11 protein-coding genes, 2 pseudogenes and 1 riboswitch are annotated in these 16,656 nt (G+C 69.6%); of the genes and pseudogenes, 9 read left to right on the top strand and 4 right to left on the bottom strand.

All coding sequences use genetic code 11. The features are described from left to right. The first annotated feature begins 214 nt into the window (after nt 1-214). From ACGFNN_RS23350 to ACGFNN_RS23360, 3 genes are all read left to right on the top strand, one after another. On the top strand, nt 215-1,300 hold the full coding sequence (locus ACGFNN_RS23350) for a Dyp-type peroxidase (RefSeq protein ID WP_393558596.1): 1,086 nt from the start codon (nt 215-217) through the stop codon (nt 1,298-1,300). Next, nucleotides 1,297-2,094, top strand: coding sequence for a family 1 encapsulin nanocompartment shell protein (locus ACGFNN_RS23355; RefSeq protein WP_393558597.1), 798 nt, complete (start codon nt 1,297-1,299; stop codon nt 2,092-2,094). Before ACGFNN_RS23350 ends, ACGFNN_RS23355 begins: the two co-directional genes overlap by 4 nt. Before the next feature lie 125 nt (nt 2,095-2,219). Continuing rightward, on the top strand, nt 2,220-3,506 hold the full coding sequence (locus ACGFNN_RS23360) for a diaminopimelate decarboxylase (protein ID WP_393558599.1): 1,287 nt from the start codon (nt 2,220-2,222) through the stop codon (nt 3,504-3,506). A gap of 445 nt (nt 3,507-3,951) precedes the next feature. Here ACGFNN_RS23360 and panD read toward each other — a convergent pair whose 3' ends face one another. Next, nucleotides 3,952-4,377, bottom strand: a complete 426-nt coding sequence (gene panD, locus ACGFNN_RS23365; protein ID WP_393558601.1) for an aspartate 1-decarboxylase — start codon at nt 4,375-4,377, stop codon at nt 3,952-3,954. Nucleotides 4,378-4,811: 434 nt separating this feature from the next. On the opposite strand from panD, the gene rpmF reads away from it, so the two are divergent. Together rpmF and ACGFNN_RS23375 are read left to right on the top strand one after the other, a co-directional pair. Then, the gene (gene rpmF / locus ACGFNN_RS23370; RefSeq protein WP_393558603.1) at nt 4,812-4,982 is read left to right on the top strand and encodes a 50S ribosomal protein L32; all 171 of its coding nucleotides are present in this window, start codon (nt 4,812-4,814) and stop codon (nt 4,980-4,982) included. Between the two features lie 7 nt (nt 4,983-4,989). Continuing rightward, a pseudogene (locus ACGFNN_RS23375) lies at nt 4,990-6,151 on the top strand (GTP-binding protein). 184 nt (nt 6,152-6,335) lie between these two features. On the opposite strand, the gene ACGFNN_RS23380 reads toward ACGFNN_RS23375, so the two are convergent. Then, a complete protein-coding gene (locus tag ACGFNN_RS23380; RefSeq protein ID WP_393558604.1) occupies nt 6,336-6,647 on the bottom strand; it encodes a hypothetical protein in 312 nt (103 codons plus the stop codon). A 259-nt stretch (nt 6,648-6,906) separates the two neighbouring features. Further along, nucleotides 6,907-8,307, bottom strand: coding sequence for a short-chain fatty acyl-CoA regulator family protein (locus ACGFNN_RS23385; RefSeq protein WP_393558606.1), 1,401 nt, complete (start codon nt 8,305-8,307; stop codon nt 6,907-6,909). A 394-nt stretch (nt 8,308-8,701) separates the two neighbouring features. Between ACGFNN_RS23385 and aceA the strand changes: the two genes are divergently transcribed. The 4 genes and pseudogenes from aceA to metE all read left to right on the top strand — a co-directional run bounded on the left by aceA (nt 8,702) and on the right by metE (nt 15,437). Further along, nucleotides 8,702-9,985 (top strand): isocitrate lyase, encoded by a 1,284-nt coding sequence (aceA, locus tag ACGFNN_RS23390; RefSeq protein WP_393558608.1) that lies wholly within the window; start codon nt 8,702-8,704, stop codon nt 9,983-9,985. A 332-nt stretch (nt 9,986-10,317) separates the two neighbouring features. Beyond that, a pseudogene (locus ACGFNN_RS23395) lies at nt 10,318-11,678 on the top strand (hypothetical protein). An 8-nt stretch (nt 11,679-11,686) separates the two neighbouring features. Beyond that, the gene (locus ACGFNN_RS23400) at nt 11,687-12,565 is read left to right on the top strand and encodes a 3-hydroxybutyryl-CoA dehydrogenase (RefSeq protein WP_393558610.1); all 879 of its coding nucleotides are present in this window, start codon (nt 11,687-11,689) and stop codon (nt 12,563-12,565) included. A gap of 163 nt (nt 12,566-12,728) precedes the next feature. Continuing rightward, a riboswitch (cobalamin riboswitch) is annotated at nt 12,729-12,956 on the top strand. A gap of 162 nt (nt 12,957-13,118) precedes the next feature. Then, the gene (metE, locus tag ACGFNN_RS23405) at nt 13,119-15,437 is read left to right on the top strand and encodes a 5-methyltetrahydropteroyltriglutamate--homocysteine S-methyltransferase (protein ID WP_393558611.1); all 2,319 of its coding nucleotides are present in this window, start codon (nt 13,119-13,121) and stop codon (nt 15,435-15,437) included. Between the two features lie 351 nt (nt 15,438-15,788). Here metE and cobF read toward each other — a convergent pair whose 3' ends face one another. Further along, on the bottom strand, nt 15,789-16,631 hold the full coding sequence (cobF, locus tag ACGFNN_RS23410; protein WP_393558613.1) for a precorrin-6A synthase (deacetylating): 843 nt from the start codon (nt 16,629-16,631) through the stop codon (nt 15,789-15,791). Nucleotides 16,632-16,656: the final 25 nt, after the last annotated feature.

A 16,656-nucleotide genomic window follows, 5' to 3' on the forward strand; every position in this document is an offset into this window, starting at 1 on the left:
TCCCCGGCAGCTCCGTGAGTCCTCGGACCCGTTGCCCGACGGATCCGTGGCCTCGCGGCTCCCGGCCGACGGCTCCGTGGCCCCGTACCCGACGGCTCCATCGGCGTCGGAGCCGGGCTTCGCCTTCGCCCGCCCGGCCCGGTCCGGCGTGCGCCCCGGGCCGCCGTGTGGATAAGTGGCAGGGAGCCACGTCCACCATCCACGGAGTGCGCGCATGTCCGAGGCCGTACCGGATCCCGTTGTGGTCCAGCCAGTCGTCGCACCGCTGACCAGTGCCGCGGTGGTCCTGGTCGCGACGATCACGCCGGGTGGCGAGACGGCCGTCCGGGAGGTGCTGCCCGACCTGGCGGCGTTCGCCCGCTCCGTCGGGTTCCGGGTGCCCAGCGCCGGGCTGGCGTGTGTCACGGGCTTCGGTTCCGACGCCTGGGACCGGTTGTTCGCAGGCCCGAGGCCGGCTCGTCTCCACCCGTTCCGGGAACTGCGCGGCCCCGTTCACCACGCGCCGGCCACGCCGGGCGATCTGCTCTTCCACGTCCGCGCCGAGCGCATGGACGTCTGCTGGGAGTGGGCTTCCCAGCTGTTCAGGAGGCTCGGTGACGCGGTGAGGATCGTCGACGAGGTACATGGTTTCCGCTACTTCGACCACCGGGATCTGCTCGGCTTCGTCGACGGAACGGAGAATCCGGTCGGTGACGACGCACGGGCGGCAGCCCTCGTGGGCAGCGAGGACCCCGACTTCGAGGGCGGCAGCTACGTCGTCGTACAGAAGTACCTGCACGACATGGCCGGCTGGAACGCTCTCAGCACCGAGCAGCAGGAACGGATCATCGGCCGTACGAAGTTCGACGACATCGAGCTCGCCGACGAGGACAAACCGGCCAACTCCCACGTCGCGCTGAACACCATCACCGATGCGGACGGCACCGAACGCGACATCCTGCGGGCCAACATGCCCTTCGGCAGCTTCGGGCAGGGCGAGTTCGGCACGTACTTCATCGGCTACGCGGCCGATCCCGGTGTCACGGAACAGATGCTGCGCAACATGTTCCTCGGCAGTCCGCCCGGCACCCACGACTGCATCCTCGACTTCTCCACCGCGGTCACCGGAACGCTCTTCCACGCCCCGAGCGCCGACTTCCTCGACGCTCCCCCACCGCCGCCCGCCCTGACGCGGTTCCCGGCCGTCCCTGAGGACCGCTCCCCGGAGGTTTCGACGACATCTGTCGGCCCCGATGCGGAACACGACGGTTCGCTGCGCATCGGCAGCCTCGGCGGCCTCCGAGAAAGCGCCCCGCGATGAACAATCTGCACCGCGAACTCGCCCCGGTGACCGACGCCGCCTGGGAACAGATCGACGAGGAGGCCAGGCGCACCTTCAGCCGGCACGTGGCAGGACGCAGGGTCGTGGACGTGAGCGATCCGCAGGGTCCTGAGCTGTCGGCCATCGGCGACGGGCACCTGCGGGACATCGATCCGCCGACCCCTGACGTGATCGCCCGCGCACGCACCTCCACGCCGGTCATCGAGTGGAGGGTTCCCTTCACCGTGACGAGGGCCGCCGTCGACGATGTGGAACGCGGCTCCGAGGACAGCGACTGGCAGCCGGTGAAGGACGCGGCGCGCACCTGCGCGTTCGCGGAGGACATGGCGATCATCGACGGATACGCGGCGGCCGGGATCACCGGGCTGCGGGACGGGTCCTCCCACCCGGCGCTGCCGCTGCCGGCCGATGCGAGGGACTATCCGACCACGGTGAGCCAGGCCTTGACCCGGCTGCGCCTCGCGGGGGTGGACGGGCCCTACCGCCTGTTGCTGGGCGCGGACGCGTTCACCGAGGCGACCGAGACGTCCGACCACGGCTACCCGGTGGCCACCCATCTGGCCCGGCAGCTGGACGACACCATCCTGTGGGCACCCGCCGTCACCGGCGGGGTCCTGTTGTCCACACGCGGCGGGGACTTCGAGCTGTGCCTCGGCCAGGACCTGTCCATCGGATACCTGGCCCACGACGCGACGAGCATCCAGCTCTACTTCCATCAGGCGTTCACCTTCCGGATGCTGACGCCGGAGGCCGTCGTCCCGATCATCGCCTGAAGGCTCCGACCTGCGAGGCTCCCATCAACGACATCCACCGCACACGGCCACCGGCCATCGAGGCGTCCGAGAGCCCCTTCGGCTCCCCGCGCTCGGCGAGATTCGCCGAGGCGCTCCGTCTCGCGGTGGCGGAGGACCTCATCGGCGAACGGCGGCCGCTGGCGGGGTTCCTGGACGCGGACGGGGTTCGCGCCTCCGTCGACGCGCTGCGGGATGCCTTCGCGGTCGAGCCCGGAGTCAGGGTCCTGCACACCTTCGCGGCGAAGGCCGCTTCCCTGGTTCCGGTGCTACGGCTGCTCGCGGGCCTCGGCATGGGGTGCGAGGTCGCCAGTCCGGGCGAGCTCCGGCTCGCCGTAGAGGCCGGTTTCGCCCCTTCACGCATCGTCCTGGACTCCCCTGCCAAGACCCGCGACGAGCTCCGGTTGGCTCTCGCACTCGGTGTCGCGGTGAACGCGGACAGTCTGGGTGAACTCCGGCGGATCGAGGAACTGCACTCGTCCGGCTCGGCGTCCGTCCTCGGGCTGCGGGTCAATCCGCAGGTCGGGGGCGGCGCCATCGGAGCCATGAGCACGGCGACGATGACGTCGAAGTTCGGTGTGGCGCTGCACGACCCGGGCGCCCGTGAACGGGTGGTCCGTGCCTTCGCCGAGCGGCCCTGGCTGACCCGACTGCACGCCCACGTCGGCTCCCAGGGCTGTTCCCTGGAGCTGATCGCCGCGGGCATCGCGGAGACTTACCGCCTGGCGGAGGAGATCAACGAACGGCTGGGCACGCGCAGAGTGACCGGGATCGACATCGGCGGCGGGCTGCCCGTCAACTTCGCCGACGACGAGGCCCGGCCGGCCTTCAGCGACTACGTGGCGGCGCTCCGTACGGCGGTCCCGGGCCTCTTCGACGGGCGCTACGACCTGGTCACCGAGTTCGGCAGGTCACTCCTGGCCAAGAACGGCTTCATCGGGGCCCGTGTCGAGTACACCAAGGACGCGGGCGGGCGCCGTATCGCGCTCACCCACGCCGGCGCGCAGGTGGCGACCCGTACGGTACTGATGCCTGACGCCTGGCCGCTGCGGATCGGCGCCTTCGACGCGGAGGGCAGCCCCCGGACCGGGCCGCCGATGGTGCAGGACGTGGCCGGACCATGCTGTTTCGCCGGGGACGTCGTCGCCCACGCCCGTGAGCTGCCGGAACTGCGCGAGGGCGACTTCGTGACCCTGTACGACACGGGCGCGTACTACTTCTCGACCCCCTGGGCCTACAACAGCCTCCCGCGCCCCGCCGTGTACGGCTTCGCCGGGAAGGCGGGGCGGCTACGCTTCGCCACCGTCCGCGACGCGCAGTCGCTGGACTCGGTCGCGGCGGAGAGCGGGCTGAACCACGTGAACGCCCTGACGGGTCTCCACGCGGAAGCCTGAGCGCCCGCACCGGGTCTGCTCGCACCCGACCGGCCGGGTCACCACTGCGCTCACCCGCGGGTCCGGCCTCCCGCGCTCATCCCGCCGGCTGCGGTGACGGCTCCGGCTCGGGTACCGGCTCCGGGTTGGGGTTCGGCGGCTGCGGAATCGGATCCGGCGCCGGTCCGGGGGGTACGGGCCCCGGCGGCACGGGGGGCGGGGAGGGCACCGGTGTGGGCGGTCCCGGCATCGGCGGGGGCGTCGGCGCGGGCGGTACGGGGTCGGGATACGGCTGCGTCATCTCGGTCCTCCAACTGCGACGAACGGGAGACGGTGACTCTCTCCACCGTCTCCCCGTGCGGCTGCCCGCGCCTGCCGAGTCCATACGTGCACACAGTGACACCTGTGGCCCGTGTCCCCCGACCGGCGCAGAGCGGACCGAAGCGGACCGCCGGGCGCCGGCTGATCAGCCCCGCGCGGGCACGGCCTGCGGGCTGCGCTCGGTACGCGTACCCGGTACGGGTGCCGAGGCGTCCGTCCCCAGGGCGACGATGCGGTTTTCGGCGTCCACATGCACGACACTCGGCACCAGTGCCCGCGCCTCGGCGTCGTCGACCTGGGCGTAACTGATCAGGATCACCAGATCGCCGGGATGCACCAGGTGGGCGGCGGCTCCATTGATCCCGATGACGCCGGAGCCGCGCTCGCCCTCGATCACGTAAGTCTCGAGGCGGGCGCCGTTGTCGATGTCCACGATGTGCACGAGCTCGCCGGGCAGGAGATCCGCGGCATCCATCAGATCTGCGTCGACGGTGACCGATCCGACGTAGTGGAGATCGGCCTGGGTGACAGTGGCACGGTGGATCTTGGACTTGAACATGGTACGCAACATCGAGGCACTCCCACAAGTAGGCTCCCTGCCTGCGCATTTGCAGGTCAAGGGCTGTTTCGACACCCTACAACCAGTCGCATGTCCGGGCAGTTGTCCCCAGGTTTTCCAGGACTCATGCTGACCACTCGCTGACTTTCCTGACGCATCATCAGGCACAGATGGAGACCCCGCCCGCCCCCTCGGCCTCCAGCTCGATGACATGCGCAAGCCTACGCAGCGCTCCCCTCGAGAGCACTCGTGATCACCGTCACTCCGACAGCAGGGCTGCGGCCTGACGCTCAGGGGCCGCATCTCCGCAGGGACTTCGAGGCAGTACGGCTGCCAGGTGAGCCACACACACCCTCGCACCGCCGCGCACCCCGCGAAGTAGTAACGACATTCATTTTCATATATCGTCCGTTCCCGTCCACTGCCGATCGCACCAGGAGGCCCGCATGGCCGTACCCAAGCGCAAGATGTCCCGCAGCAACACCCGTCACCGCCGCGCCCAGTGGAAGGCCACGACGCCCCAGCTGGTGTCGGTCACGGTGGACGGCGTGCCGTACCTCGTCCCGCAGCGGCTGGCCAAGGCGTACGAGCGCGGCCTGCTCCGCCCCAAGGGCTGATCCAGATATGACTCACGCTCCCTCGTCGCGCCTTCCTGTCACCGTCCTGTCGGGCTTCCTGGGTGCTCTCCAACCGGGAGGGCCTGCGCGTCGCCGTGATCGTCAACGACATGAGCGAGATCAACGTCGACGCCTCTCTCGTGCGCGGGGGTGAGGCCGCCCTGTCGCGCATCGAGGAGCGCCTGGTCGAGATGACCAACGGGTGCATCTGCTGCACCCTGCGCGACGACCCCCTGGAAGAGGTGGACCGGCTGGCGCGCGAGGGGCGCTTCGACTACCTGCTCATCGAGTCCTCGGGCATCTCCGAACCGATGCCTGTGGCCGCCAGCTTCGCCTTCGCCCGCGACGACGGCGCCACCCTCGGCGACCTGGCCCGCCTCGACACGATGGTCACCGTCGTCGACGCCGCCAACTTCCTGCCCGAACTGGCCGCCGGCGACGAACTCACCGAACGCGGACTCGACCAGTACGAGGACGACGAACGCACCGTCAGCGACCTCCTCATGGACCAGATCGAGTTCGCCGACGTCCTCGTCCTCAACAAGCTCGACCTCGTGGACTCCGCGTCGGCCGAACGGCTCCGAGCCACCCTGGCCCGCCTCAACCCAGCCGCCCATGTCGTGTCTGCCGTGCGAAGCCGCGTTCCGGTCGGCGAAGTCCTGGGAACCAGCCGCTTCGACCTCGAACGCGCCCAGCAGGCCCCGGGCTGGGTCAGGGAGCTCAACGGCGACCACGTCCCCGAGACCGAGGAATACGGCATCTCCTCCACCGTGTTCCGCTCCGCAGCCCCCTTCCACCCCGGGCGCCTATGGACCTTCGTGACGCAGACGCTGCTGGAAAGCGGGTCCTACGGGCAGGTTCTCCGCTCCAAGGGCTTTTTCACCCTCGCCAGCAGGCCCCATGCGATGGGACTGTGGTCACAGGCCGGTTCGGTCGCACGCTTCGAACCCTCGTCCGCGCGGGACACGGACAGCCCGCATGTCCAGGAACTCGTCTTCATCGGAACCCAGCTGCAGAAGGAACCCCTGCACGCGGCCCTGACCGCCTGCCTCATGACAGAAGGCGAGGCACCGGCCGCGCACGACCCCTTCCCCGCCTGGGAAACCTACGGTTTCGACGAGACCTGCACACACGAGCACGAACCCCTCGCCGCCGTGACGGGGCACTGAGACTCCGGGCCGGACGGTGGTCGCAGCCACGGCACCGTCCGGCCCGGTACACCACCAGGATGCCGGGGAAATTGCCCTGATTCCACACTCAACCCGATAAGAACAACCGGAACAGAAAATCGTCACAAAGAAATGCACCCCCCGGTTAACCGAGGGGCGCATGCACCCTGGGGACGTATTGAATTCAGTGGTCGTCCCAGTGTCCGTCGTGTGCCGCGTGGCGGTGGCCGTCGTGGACGTAGTCCAGGTGGCCACCGTGCGGAACCGCCACGTGCCCACAGCCCTCACCGTGCACATGATCATGCCCGGCGTGCTGCTGGTGGTCGCCCGCCTCGCACTCATCCATGTGATCAGCGTGCGTACGGTGCAGGTGGCCGTCGTGTACGTAGTCGACATGACCGTCATGCGGGACCGCCACGTGCCCGCAGCCCTCACCGTGCACGTGGTCGTGTCCGGCATGCGGTCGGTGCTGCACTGAAGCTGTCACGCCACTCATCTCCACAGCTTGGGCTACCGCACATTCATGAGCGGCAGCTGGATGTTTCCTAATTCCTACCGCCGCGAACAACAATGCCACGGGAGACACACGGCAACAAACGCATCAACTCGCAGAAGTGAAGTCGATAACGATTTTCACCGGAAAAAGGCCATTCCTCCATTGGTTTAGCAACTCACACGTCAAGGCGGTGAACTGAGAGGTTCAGCGCCGATCAAATCGGGAGCGTCAGCGTAGGGAGCCCGACGGCGCCTTGCGCTCAGTGGGCTGTCCCGTCCGCCACGGGATAGGGCACGAACGTGCTGGCGTTCGGATCGATGTGCAGAGAGTGGCCGAGCGGCGGTGCCGCGCGCTGGGAGCAGCCGAGCCGTTCGCAGACGCGGCAGCCCATCCCGATGGGTGTGGCGGCGGCGCTGCCCAGATCCAGACCATCGGCGTAGACGAGTCGGTGGCCGTGGCGGATCTCGCAGCCGAGCCCGATGGCGAAGGTCTTGCCCGGGTCTCCCCAGCCGGAGCGGCGGACGACCGCACGCGCGGTCCACAAATACCGCTTGCCGTCCGGCATTTCGGCTACCTGGACGTGGATCCTCCCGGGGGCGGCGAATGCCTCGTAGACGTTCCACAGTGGACAGGTGCCACCGGAGCGTGAGAAGTGGAAGTCGGTGGCCGATTGGCGCTTGGACAGGTTGCCGGCCCGGTCGACACGGACGAAGGAGAAGGGAACGCCACGCAGACGGGGCCGCTGGAGTGTGCTCAGACGGTGACAGATCGTTTCGTAACCGAGTCCGTAGTGGTCGGTGAGGCGCTCGATGTCGTAGCGGAAGCCTTCGGCGGAGGCGTGGAAGGCTCCGTACGGCAGGATCAACGCGGCGGCGAAGTAGTTGGCGATGCCGATTCTGGCCAGGGAATGGGCTTCCGTACCCGGTGTGAAGTCCTCGCTCGCGTGCCGGTCGATCTCGTCGGCCTGTTCGAGCAGGGCGAGTTGGGTGGCCATGCGGAATGCCTGCTGCCCCGGACGCAGCCTCGCGGACAGGTGCAGGGTCCTGGTCGCACTGTCGTAGTTGTGCAGCGGTCCGACCGGCTCGGTCACGAGGCGTACGTCGTGGTGATCGGTGAGGCGCTCGGCGAGTGCCCGCAGTACGTCGCCGGGGCGGATGCCGAGGGTGGCGGCGAGTCCCTCGGCCGCGAGATCGAGGTGGTGGAGATAGTTCTGACGGCGGTAGAAGTAGTCGCGGATCTCCTCGTGCGGGGTGGGCGGTGCCCCTGCTGCCCCCTCGCGGCCGTCAGGGCCGACGACCTGTTCGGAGAGGCGTTGGTTGCGGCGGGCGACGTCGACCAGAGCGTGCGCCACGGATGGCAGGCGCGAGGCCAGTTCGCCCAGATCGGCGGCTCTCACACGGCCGGCGGTGAGTTCGGCGCCGAGCGCCTCCCGGAGATCCGCGATCAGACGGCTCGTGTCGCGTTCGGAGAAGAACGACGGGTCGATGCCGAACTCCTCGGTCAGCCTCAGCAGCACCGGCACGGTGAGCGGTCGGGCGTCGTGCTCCATCTGGTTCAGATAGCTGGGTGACACGGTCAGGGCACGGGCCAGCTCCGCCTGGCTCATGCCTCGCTCCTCGCGCAGCCCACGCAGTCGTGCCCCCGCGTAGATCTTGGCCACGGCACCCCTCCTGTTCGGTCTTGGGCGCAGCGTAAGCGACCACTAACCGCTCCCGCCCTTCGCAACATTGGCAAACGGGAGCGGGAAGGTTCGCAGAACTTGGCATCGATCCATCCTTGATGGCACTCAGTGCCAGTGCCAGAGTCTTAGTGCGGCCCACCGGACCCCGGCGGGTGCGCCTCGGAACCGGGGCACGATTCATGCCCTGACGTCGGAGATCCCGGCACCGAACGCACCCGCTCGTCGTCCGCATTGCTCAGCTCGACTCCACTCGGGGACGGTGGGCCGCACCCCACATCCGACACGCAGTGCCACTGCATTCGATGGCCTTCGTGCGTGATGACTGGATTCGCAGACGATTCGCAGACGAACGACCGAGGAGACGGTGACCGTCATGGCAACCGACACGCGTACGCAGGCAGCCGAGGAACTCACCCGCCGCTGGGCGACCGACCCGCGCTGGAAGGGGATCGACCGCACCTACAGCGCCGACGACGTGATCCGTCTGTCCGGGAGTGTCCGCGAGGAGGCCACGCTGGCCCGGCGCGGCGCCGAGCGGCTGTGGCGTCAGCTGCACGATCAGGACTACATCCACGCGCTCGGCGCGCTGACCGGCGGCCAGGCGGTCCAGCAGGTGAAGGCCGGGCTCCAGGCCATCTACCTGTCCGGCTGGCAGGTCGCCGCCGACGCCAACCTCGCCGGTCACACCTACCCGGACCAGAGCCTCTACCCGGCGAACTCCGTCCCCCAGGTCGTGCGCCGGATCAACAACGCGCTGTTGCGCGCCGACCAGATCGCCACCAGCGAGGGCGACGACTCCATCGACTGGCTCGCCCCGATCGTGGCCGACGCCGAGGCCGGCTTCGGTGGCCCGCTCAACGCCTTCGAACTCACCAAGGCGATGATCGCCGCAGGTGCCGCCGGGATCCACTACGAGGACCAGTTGGCCTCGGAGAAGAAGTGCGGCCACCTCGGCGGCAAGGTTCTCGTGCCGACCTCCCACCACGTCCGCACCCTCAACGCGGCGCGGCTCGCGGCTGACATCGCCGACGTGCCCACCCTGATCGTCGCCCGCACGGACGCCCTCGCGGCCAATCTGCTCACCAGCGACGTCGACGAGCGCGACGCCGAGTTCGTCACGGGCGAGCGCACGGCCGAGGGCTTCTACCGGGTGCGCAACGGCATGGCTCCAGTCATCGCCCGCGGTCTCGCCTACGCCCCGTACGCCGACCTGATCTGGGTGGAGACGGGCACCCCGGACCTGGCGCAGGCCCGTGAGTTCGCCGAGGCGATCCACGCGGAGCACCCGGACCAGATGCTCGCGTACAACTGCTCGCCGTCCTTCAACTGGAAGGCCGCGCTGGACGACGACCAGATCGCGAAGTTCCAGCGCGAACTGGGCGCGATGGGATACCGCTTCCAGTTCATCACCCTGGCAGGCTTCCACTCCCTCAACCACGGCATGTTCGACCTGGCGCGCGGCTACGCCGAGCACGGCATGACTGCCTACGTCGACCTCCAGGAGCGCGAGTTCGCCGCGCAGCAGCACGGCTTCACCGCGGTCAAGCACCAGCGTGAGGTCGGCACCGGCTACTTCGACCTGGTCTCTACGGCGGTCAACCCGAACTCCTCCACCACCGCCCTGACCGGGTCCACCGAGGAAGAGCAGTTCCACTAGAAGAGCAGGGGGCGCCCCGCCGGTCCGCCATTGGTCACCGTGCCGGCGGCGTCGTCCTCACCGCCCAGCCCGGCAGCGGCAGGAACTGGCCTTCGACGGCGGGGCTGCCGGACCCGGCTCCCGCCCCCGAACGCTTCGGCGTCACTTCCGGGCTCCTGGCCCTGCGGGCCTCCGCCACAGGAACGCCACCGGTCGGCACGGCGGACCACGACGGGCGGCGTCAAGCGCTCGACGACCGCCCCGTGACCATCCGCATTCACTCCCGTGACCGCTCCCGCATCGTGCAACACACCCACTCATCGCGCCTTCGCCTCCCTCCCTCAGGAGATCCGATGTCCCCGCAGCTCATCACCCGGCCCGCTCACGTCCGCGCCGCTCCCGGCGATCGTCACGACGAGATCCTCACCCCGGCCGCACTCGACTTCATCGGTAAGCTGGCGCGCACGTTCGCGTCGGGCCGTGCACGTCTGCTCAAGGAGCGCCGTCGTCGGGCCATGCGGCTGGCCGAGGGGTATCCGCTCGACTTCCCGATGGTGACCCGACGTATCCGCGAGGACGCCGGCTGGCGCGTCGCCCCTCCGGCTCCGGGTCTCGTCGACCGGCGAGTGGAGATCACCGGTCCGCCCGAACGGCGGATGACGGTCAACGCCTTGAACTCCGGTGCGAAGGTGTGGCTGGCCGACTTCGAGGACGCCACCTCTCCGACCTGGGACAACGTGATCGGGGGGCAGATCAACCTGCTCGACGCGATCAAGCGGCGCATCGACTTCACCACCGACGAGGGCAAGGAGTACCGGCTCGCCACCGACAGGACGCCGGCCACCATCGTGGTGCGGCCGCGTGGCTGGCACCTCGACGAGGAGCACATGGAGGTCGACGGCCGCCCGGTGCCGGCCGCGCTCGTCGACTTCGGCCTGTACTTCTTCCACTGTGCGCAGCGGCAGATCGATGCCGGGCACGGCCCGTACTTCTACCTGCCCAAGCTCGAGAACCGCGAGGAGGCCAGGCTGTGGAACGACATCTTCGTCCTCGCGCAGGAACTCCTCTCCATCCCCCGCGGCACGATCCGCGCGACGGTGCTGATCGAGACGATCACCGCGGTGTTCGAGATGGAGGAGATCCTGTACGAACTGCGGGAGCGAAGGTGCGTCTGGACAAGGAACGCGAGGCGGAGGACGGATTCGACGGGTCATGGGTCGCCCACCCCGCACTGGTCCCCATCTGCCGGGAGGTCTTCGACGGCGTGCTCGGCAGCGAACCGCACCAGCTGGGCACGACACGCGAGGACGTGGAGGTGACGCCCGCACAACTCCTCTCCGTGCGCAAGGTCAGCGGGCCTCCGACGACTGAGGGCGTCCGCACCAACATCTCGGTCGCGCTGCGGTACTTCGCCGCCTGGCTGCGGGGGCAGGGGGCGGTCGCCCTGGACGGTCTCATGGAGGATGCCGCCACCGCCGAGATCGCCCGGGTGCAGGTCTGGCAGTGGTTGCGCCACCGCCACGTCGACCGGGAGACCGTCCTGTCGCTTCTCGACGAGGAACTGTCCGCACTGGTTGCCGAGTTCCCCTTCACGCCGCTGGACGAGATACAGGAGCTCTTCCGGCGCAACGCACTCGACACCGAACTCCCGCTCTTCTTCACCCCCGACGCCTATACACGCCATCTCGTCCGGACCACGGAGCGGTCGTCATGATCATCGACATGAACCGTGTAGGAGTCGTCGGAGGCGGCCAGATGGGAGCGGGCATCGCCGAGGTCTGCGCCCGTGCCGGCATCGACACGATCGTGTGCGAGGCAGACGCCACGGCTGTCCGGCGCGCCCGTGACCGCGTCACGGCCTCGCTCGACAAGGCGGTCGGCCGAGGCAGGTGCACGGCCGAGGAGGCACGACTCGCCATGGCGCGGCTGACGTTCACCGGCGAGCTCCACGACTTGGCCGACCGGGATCTCGTCATCGAGGCGATCGTCGAGAACACCGAGGCCAAGACGGAGCTGTTCGCCGCGCTCGACAAGATCGTGGAGAATCCGGCGGCCGTCCTCGCCACCAACACCTCCTCCATCCCCGTCATGCGCCTCGGCATGGCCACGGAGCGTGCCGACCGGGTCGTCGGACTGCACTTCTTCAATCCGGTACCGGTCCTGCCGCTGGTCGAGGTGGTCGCCTCCCTGCACACCTCTTCCGACACCGCCGCCCTGGTCGAGCGGTTCGCCGCCTCGACGCTCGGCAAGACCGTCGTGCGTTCCCCGGACCGCGCGGGCTTCGTCGTCAACGCGCTGCTCATCCCGTACATCCTGTCGGCGATCCGTATGACGGAGTCCGGTTTCGCCACACCGGCCGACGTCGACCACGGCATGGAGCTGGGCTGTGCGCACCCCATGGGGCCGCTGCGGCTCGCCGACCTGATCGGTCTCGACACGGTCGCCTCGATCGCGGCATCGCTGTACGAGGAGTTCAAGGAACCCCTCTACGCGCCGCCGCCACTGCTCCAGCGCATGGTCGAGGCGGGCCTGCTGGGGCGGAAGACCGGGCGCGGGTTCCACGTCTACGAACAGGATGCCACCGCGAACCACCCGAGCTGAGGGGCCCGGGTGCCGCCGTCGGGAACAGGGCCCGACGGCGGAACCTGTGGGGGTGGACCGGAGAGGGACCGGTCCACCCCCACAGGCATGTGTATGTGACCGGCGGGCCCGACGTCACCGTCCGCTGTCCGGACGCGCTGGTCATCTCGGACCCGGGGGCCGTAGGGTGAGCACCGCAGCTGGTTCGCCCTGTCCGCCAGGCGGGGTGTCGTAAGAGGGAACCCGGTGGGAATCCGGGACTGCCCCGCAGCGGTGAGCGGGAACGACCGCCGTCATACGCACTGGGTCCGACGTACCGGGCCTGGGAAGCGACGGCCAGTAGGTGCCCTCCGGTTCGATCCGGTGGGTGTGCCCGCGAGTCCGAAGACCTGCCCGTTGCCCGTGCACGTCCAACGCGTGCGCGGACATCCCGGTGACCTCGAGGGCGGGTCGGCGTACACATTCGGCGGACGGCCGCGCCTTTGCCGCGCGAGGTCGCACCGACGGTTCTGTCGCTCCTTCACGCGTTCCGGTCTTCGGGATTTCAGGGATACGTCTCTCGAAGGAGAACTCCGTGACCACCAAGACCGCAGCCGCGGCAGCGCAAGCCACCGTGTACGGCTACCCCCGCCAGGGGGAGAACCGCGAGCTCAAGAAGGCGATCGAGGGGTACTGGAAGGGCCGCGTCACCGCTGAGGCCCTGCGTACCACCGCCTGCGAGCTGCGCCGCAGCAACCGTCAGGAACTGACTGCGGCCGGCATCCACGAGGTGCCCACCGGTGACTTCTCGTACTACGACCACGTCCTGGACACCACGGTCATGGTCGGTGCCATCCCCGAGCGGCACCGCGCCGCAGTCGCCGCCGACGCCCCTGACGGGTACTTCGCCATGGCGCGGGGCACGCAGGACGTGGCGCCGCTGGAGATGACCAAGTGGTTCGACACGAACTACCACTACCTGGTCCCGGAGCTGGGCCCGGACACCGTGTTCACCGCGGACTCCGCCAAGCAGGTCGCCGAGCTGAAGGAGGCCCTCGCCGAAGGCCTCACCGCCCGACCGGTCCTGGTGGGCCCCGTCACCTACCTCCTTCTTTCGAAGCCCGCTCCCGGTGTCGCCGCCGACTTCGACCCGCTCACCCTCCTCGACCGCCTGCTCCCCGTGTACGCCGAGGTCCTCGCCGACCTGCGCGCCGCGGGCGCCGAGTGGGTACAGCTCGACGAGCCCGCCCTGGTCCAGGACCGCACCCCGGCCGAGCTGAACGCGGCCGAGCGCGCCTACCGCGACCTCGGTACCGCGACCGACCGGCCGAAGCTGCTGGTGGCCTCCTACTTCGGCCGGCTCGGTGACGCCCTGCCGGTGCTCGCCAAGGCGCCCGTCGAGGGCCTCGCCCTCGACTTCACCGACGCCGCGGCCGCCAACCTCGACGCTCTCGCCGCCGTCGGCGGCCTCTCCGGCAAGCGCCTCGTCGCCGGTGTCGTCAACGGCCGCAACATCTGGGTCAACGACCTGGAGAAGTCACTCGCCACGCTCGGCACCCTGCTCGGTCTCGCCGACCGCGTCGACGTTGCCGGCTCCTGCTCGCTCCTGCACGTCCCGCTGGACGCCGCCCTCGAGAAGGACGTCGACCCGCAGATCCTGACCTGGCTGGCCTTCGCCCGCCAGAAGACCGCCGAGATCGTCGCCCTCGCCAAGGGCCTGGCCCAGGGCACGGACGCGATCACCGCCGAGCTGACGGTCAACCGGGCGGCGCTGTCCTCCCGCGCCACATCGCCCATCACCCGCGACCCGGCCGTCCGCGCCCGTGCCGAGGCCGTCACGGACGCCGACTCGCGCCGCTCCCAGCCGTACGCCGACCGGGCAGCCGCCCAGCGCACCCACCTGGGCCTGCCGCTGCTGCCGACCACGACCATCGGCTCGTTCCCGCAGACCACCGAGCTGCGCACCGCCCGCGCCGACCTGCGCGCCGGCCGCATCGACACCGCCGGGTACGAGGAGCGCATCAAGACCGAGATCCGGGACGTCATCTCCTTCCAGGAGAAGACCGGCATCGACGTCCTGGTGCACGGCGAGCCCGAGCGCAACGACATGGTGCAGTACTTCGCCGAGCAGCTCACCGGCTACCTCGCCACCCAGCACGGCTGGGTCCAGTCCTACGGCACCCGTTACGTCCGCCCGCCGGTCCTGGCCGGCGACATCTCCCGGCCCGAGCCGATGACGGTGCGCTGGACCTCGTACGCCCAGTCGCTGTCCGACCGCCCCGTGAAGGGCATGCTCACCGGACCCGTCACCATGCTCGCCTGGTCCTTCGTCCGCGACGACCAGCCCCTCGGTGACACCGCGCGCCAGGTCGCCCTGGCCCTGCGCGACGAGGTCGGCGACCTGGAGGCGAACGGCACCTCGGTCATCCAGGTCGACGAGCCCGCTCTGCGCGAAACGCTGCCGCTGCGCGCCGCCGACCACTCCGCGTACCTGGACTGGGCGACCGAGGCGTTCCGGCTGTCGACCGCGGGGGTGCGTCCGGAAACCCAGATCCACACCCACATGTGCTACGCCGAGTTCGGCGACATCGTCCAGGCCATCGACGACCTCGACGCCGACGTCATCAGCCTGGAGGCCGCCCGCTCCCACATGCAGGTCGCCTACGAGCTCGCCGACCACGGCTACCCGCGCGAGGCCGGCCCCGGCGTCTACGACATCCACTCCCCGCGCATCCCGAGCCAGGAGGAAGCGGCCACCCTGCTGCGTACCGGACTCAAGGCCATCCCGGCCGAACGGCTGTGGGTCAACCCCGACTGCGGCCTGAAGACCCGCGCCTGGCCCGAGACCCGCACCTCCCTCGAGAACCTGGTCGCCGCCGCCAGGACCGTCCGTGCCGAGCTCGACTCGGACTGATCGGTAACGGGTGCCGTGGGGGGGGGGGGGCGCCCCCCCCCCCCCCCCCCCCCCCCCCCCACCCCCGTCGTTGCGCCGAAGGGGACCGGAGGGAGGGGCAGTCGTGAAGCACGAACCGCGGACCGTTTTCGTCGACGGTGAGCGGATGGTCGCCGTACCAGTGGCGCAGTACGAGTCCCTGCTCGCCTTGCGCAGACAGCTGGGGGCACAGGGGGCCCGAATGCAGACGCTTCGGAGAGCCCTCAGCGAGGTGGCCGACCTCCTGGAACGGCTGGAAGCCGCCAGGGAACCACAGCCCGCCGAGCTTCGCCGTCACATCCGGCACGCGCGGGCGCTCACCGGAGCCAGGGGTCAGCAGCCCTTCCCGCGATCCTCGGACGTCTCCCCCGGCACCAGCGGCCCGGCACCCCGAACCGGCGGATCGATGGCCCGCAGCAGATACGTGTCCATGATCCAGCCGTGCCGCTCGCGAGCCTCGGCACGGACCTGCCGGATGTGGTCGGAGACCTCGTGGAGAGGGCCCGCGACGAGGAGTTCGTCCGGGGTGCCGAGATACGCGCCCCAGTAGATCCACACGTCGTCGCCCGCGACCTGGGCGAACGACTCGCCTGCGTCGAGCATGACCACGATGTCGCCGCCGTCGTCGCGACCGATGTCGGCCAGGAGGCGGGCCGGGGTGATGTGCACCGGCCGGCTCACCTGGTTGAGCGGGATACGGTGCCGGGCGGTGAGGGTGGCGATGCTGGTGATGCCCGGGATCACCTCCATGCTCACGGAGAGCGCGCCTCGGGCCTCGATGTCGGCGAGGATGCCCAGCGTGCTGTCGTAGAGCGACGGATCGCCCCAGACGAGGAAGGCTCCCGTCTCGGTGGCGGTCAGCTCCTCACGCATCGCCCGTTCGAAGATCTCGCCGCGTCGCTCACGCCAGTCCTGGATGACCGCCGTGTAGTCGGAGCGGCCCATGGGGCGGCGGTCGCGGCTGGGGTCCTCGACCTCCACCACCCGGTACGGTCCCTGCGCGTGCTCCTCGATCATCCGGTGGCGCAGGTCCGTGAGGGACGCCTTGTGCGGTCCCTTGCCGACGACGAAGAAGACGTCGGCGCGGCGGATCGCCTTCACCGCCTGAAGGGTCAGGTGGTCGGGGTCGCCGGCCCCGATACCGATGACGAGGACTTCGCGCCGTTCCATGCTCATACGGACAGTCTCCCAGGGGCCACTC

It is taken from the genome of Streptomyces sp. NPDC048590 (assembly GCF_043199535.1).
Classification (GTDB): Bacteria; Actinomycetota; Actinomycetes; order Streptomycetales; family Streptomycetaceae; genus Streptomyces.

Bases quoted from the DNA above. Each gene is read 5' to 3' on its own strand.
- ACGFNN_RS23350 (WP_393558596.1), top strand. From the start codon at position 215: ATGTCCGAGGCCGTACCGGATCCCGTTGTGGTCCAGCCAGTCGTCGCA.
- ACGFNN_RS23355 (WP_393558597.1), top strand. From the start codon at position 1,297: ATGAACAATCTGCACCGCGAACTCGCCCCGGTGACCGACGCCGCCTGG.
- rpmF (WP_393558603.1), top strand. From the start codon at position 4,812: ATGGCCGTACCCAAGCGCAAGATGTCCCGCAGCAACACCCGTCACCGC.
- aceA (WP_393558608.1), top strand. From the start codon at position 8,702: ATGGCAACCGACACGCGTACGCAGGCAGCCGAGGAACTCACCCGCCGC.
- panD (WP_393558601.1), bottom strand. From the start codon at position 4,377: ATGTTGCGTACCATGTTCAAGTCCAAGATCCACCGTGCCACTGTCACC.
- cobF (WP_393558613.1), bottom strand. From the start codon at position 16,631: ATGAGCATGGAACGGCGCGAAGTCCTCGTCATCGGTATCGGGGCCGGC.
- ACGFNN_RS23380 (WP_393558604.1), bottom strand. From the start codon at position 6,647: ATGAGTGGCGTGACAGCTTCAGTGCAGCACCGACCGCATGCCGGACAC.
- ACGFNN_RS23400 (WP_393558610.1), top strand. From the start codon at position 11,687: ATGAACCGTGTAGGAGTCGTCGGAGGCGGCCAGATGGGAGCGGGCATC.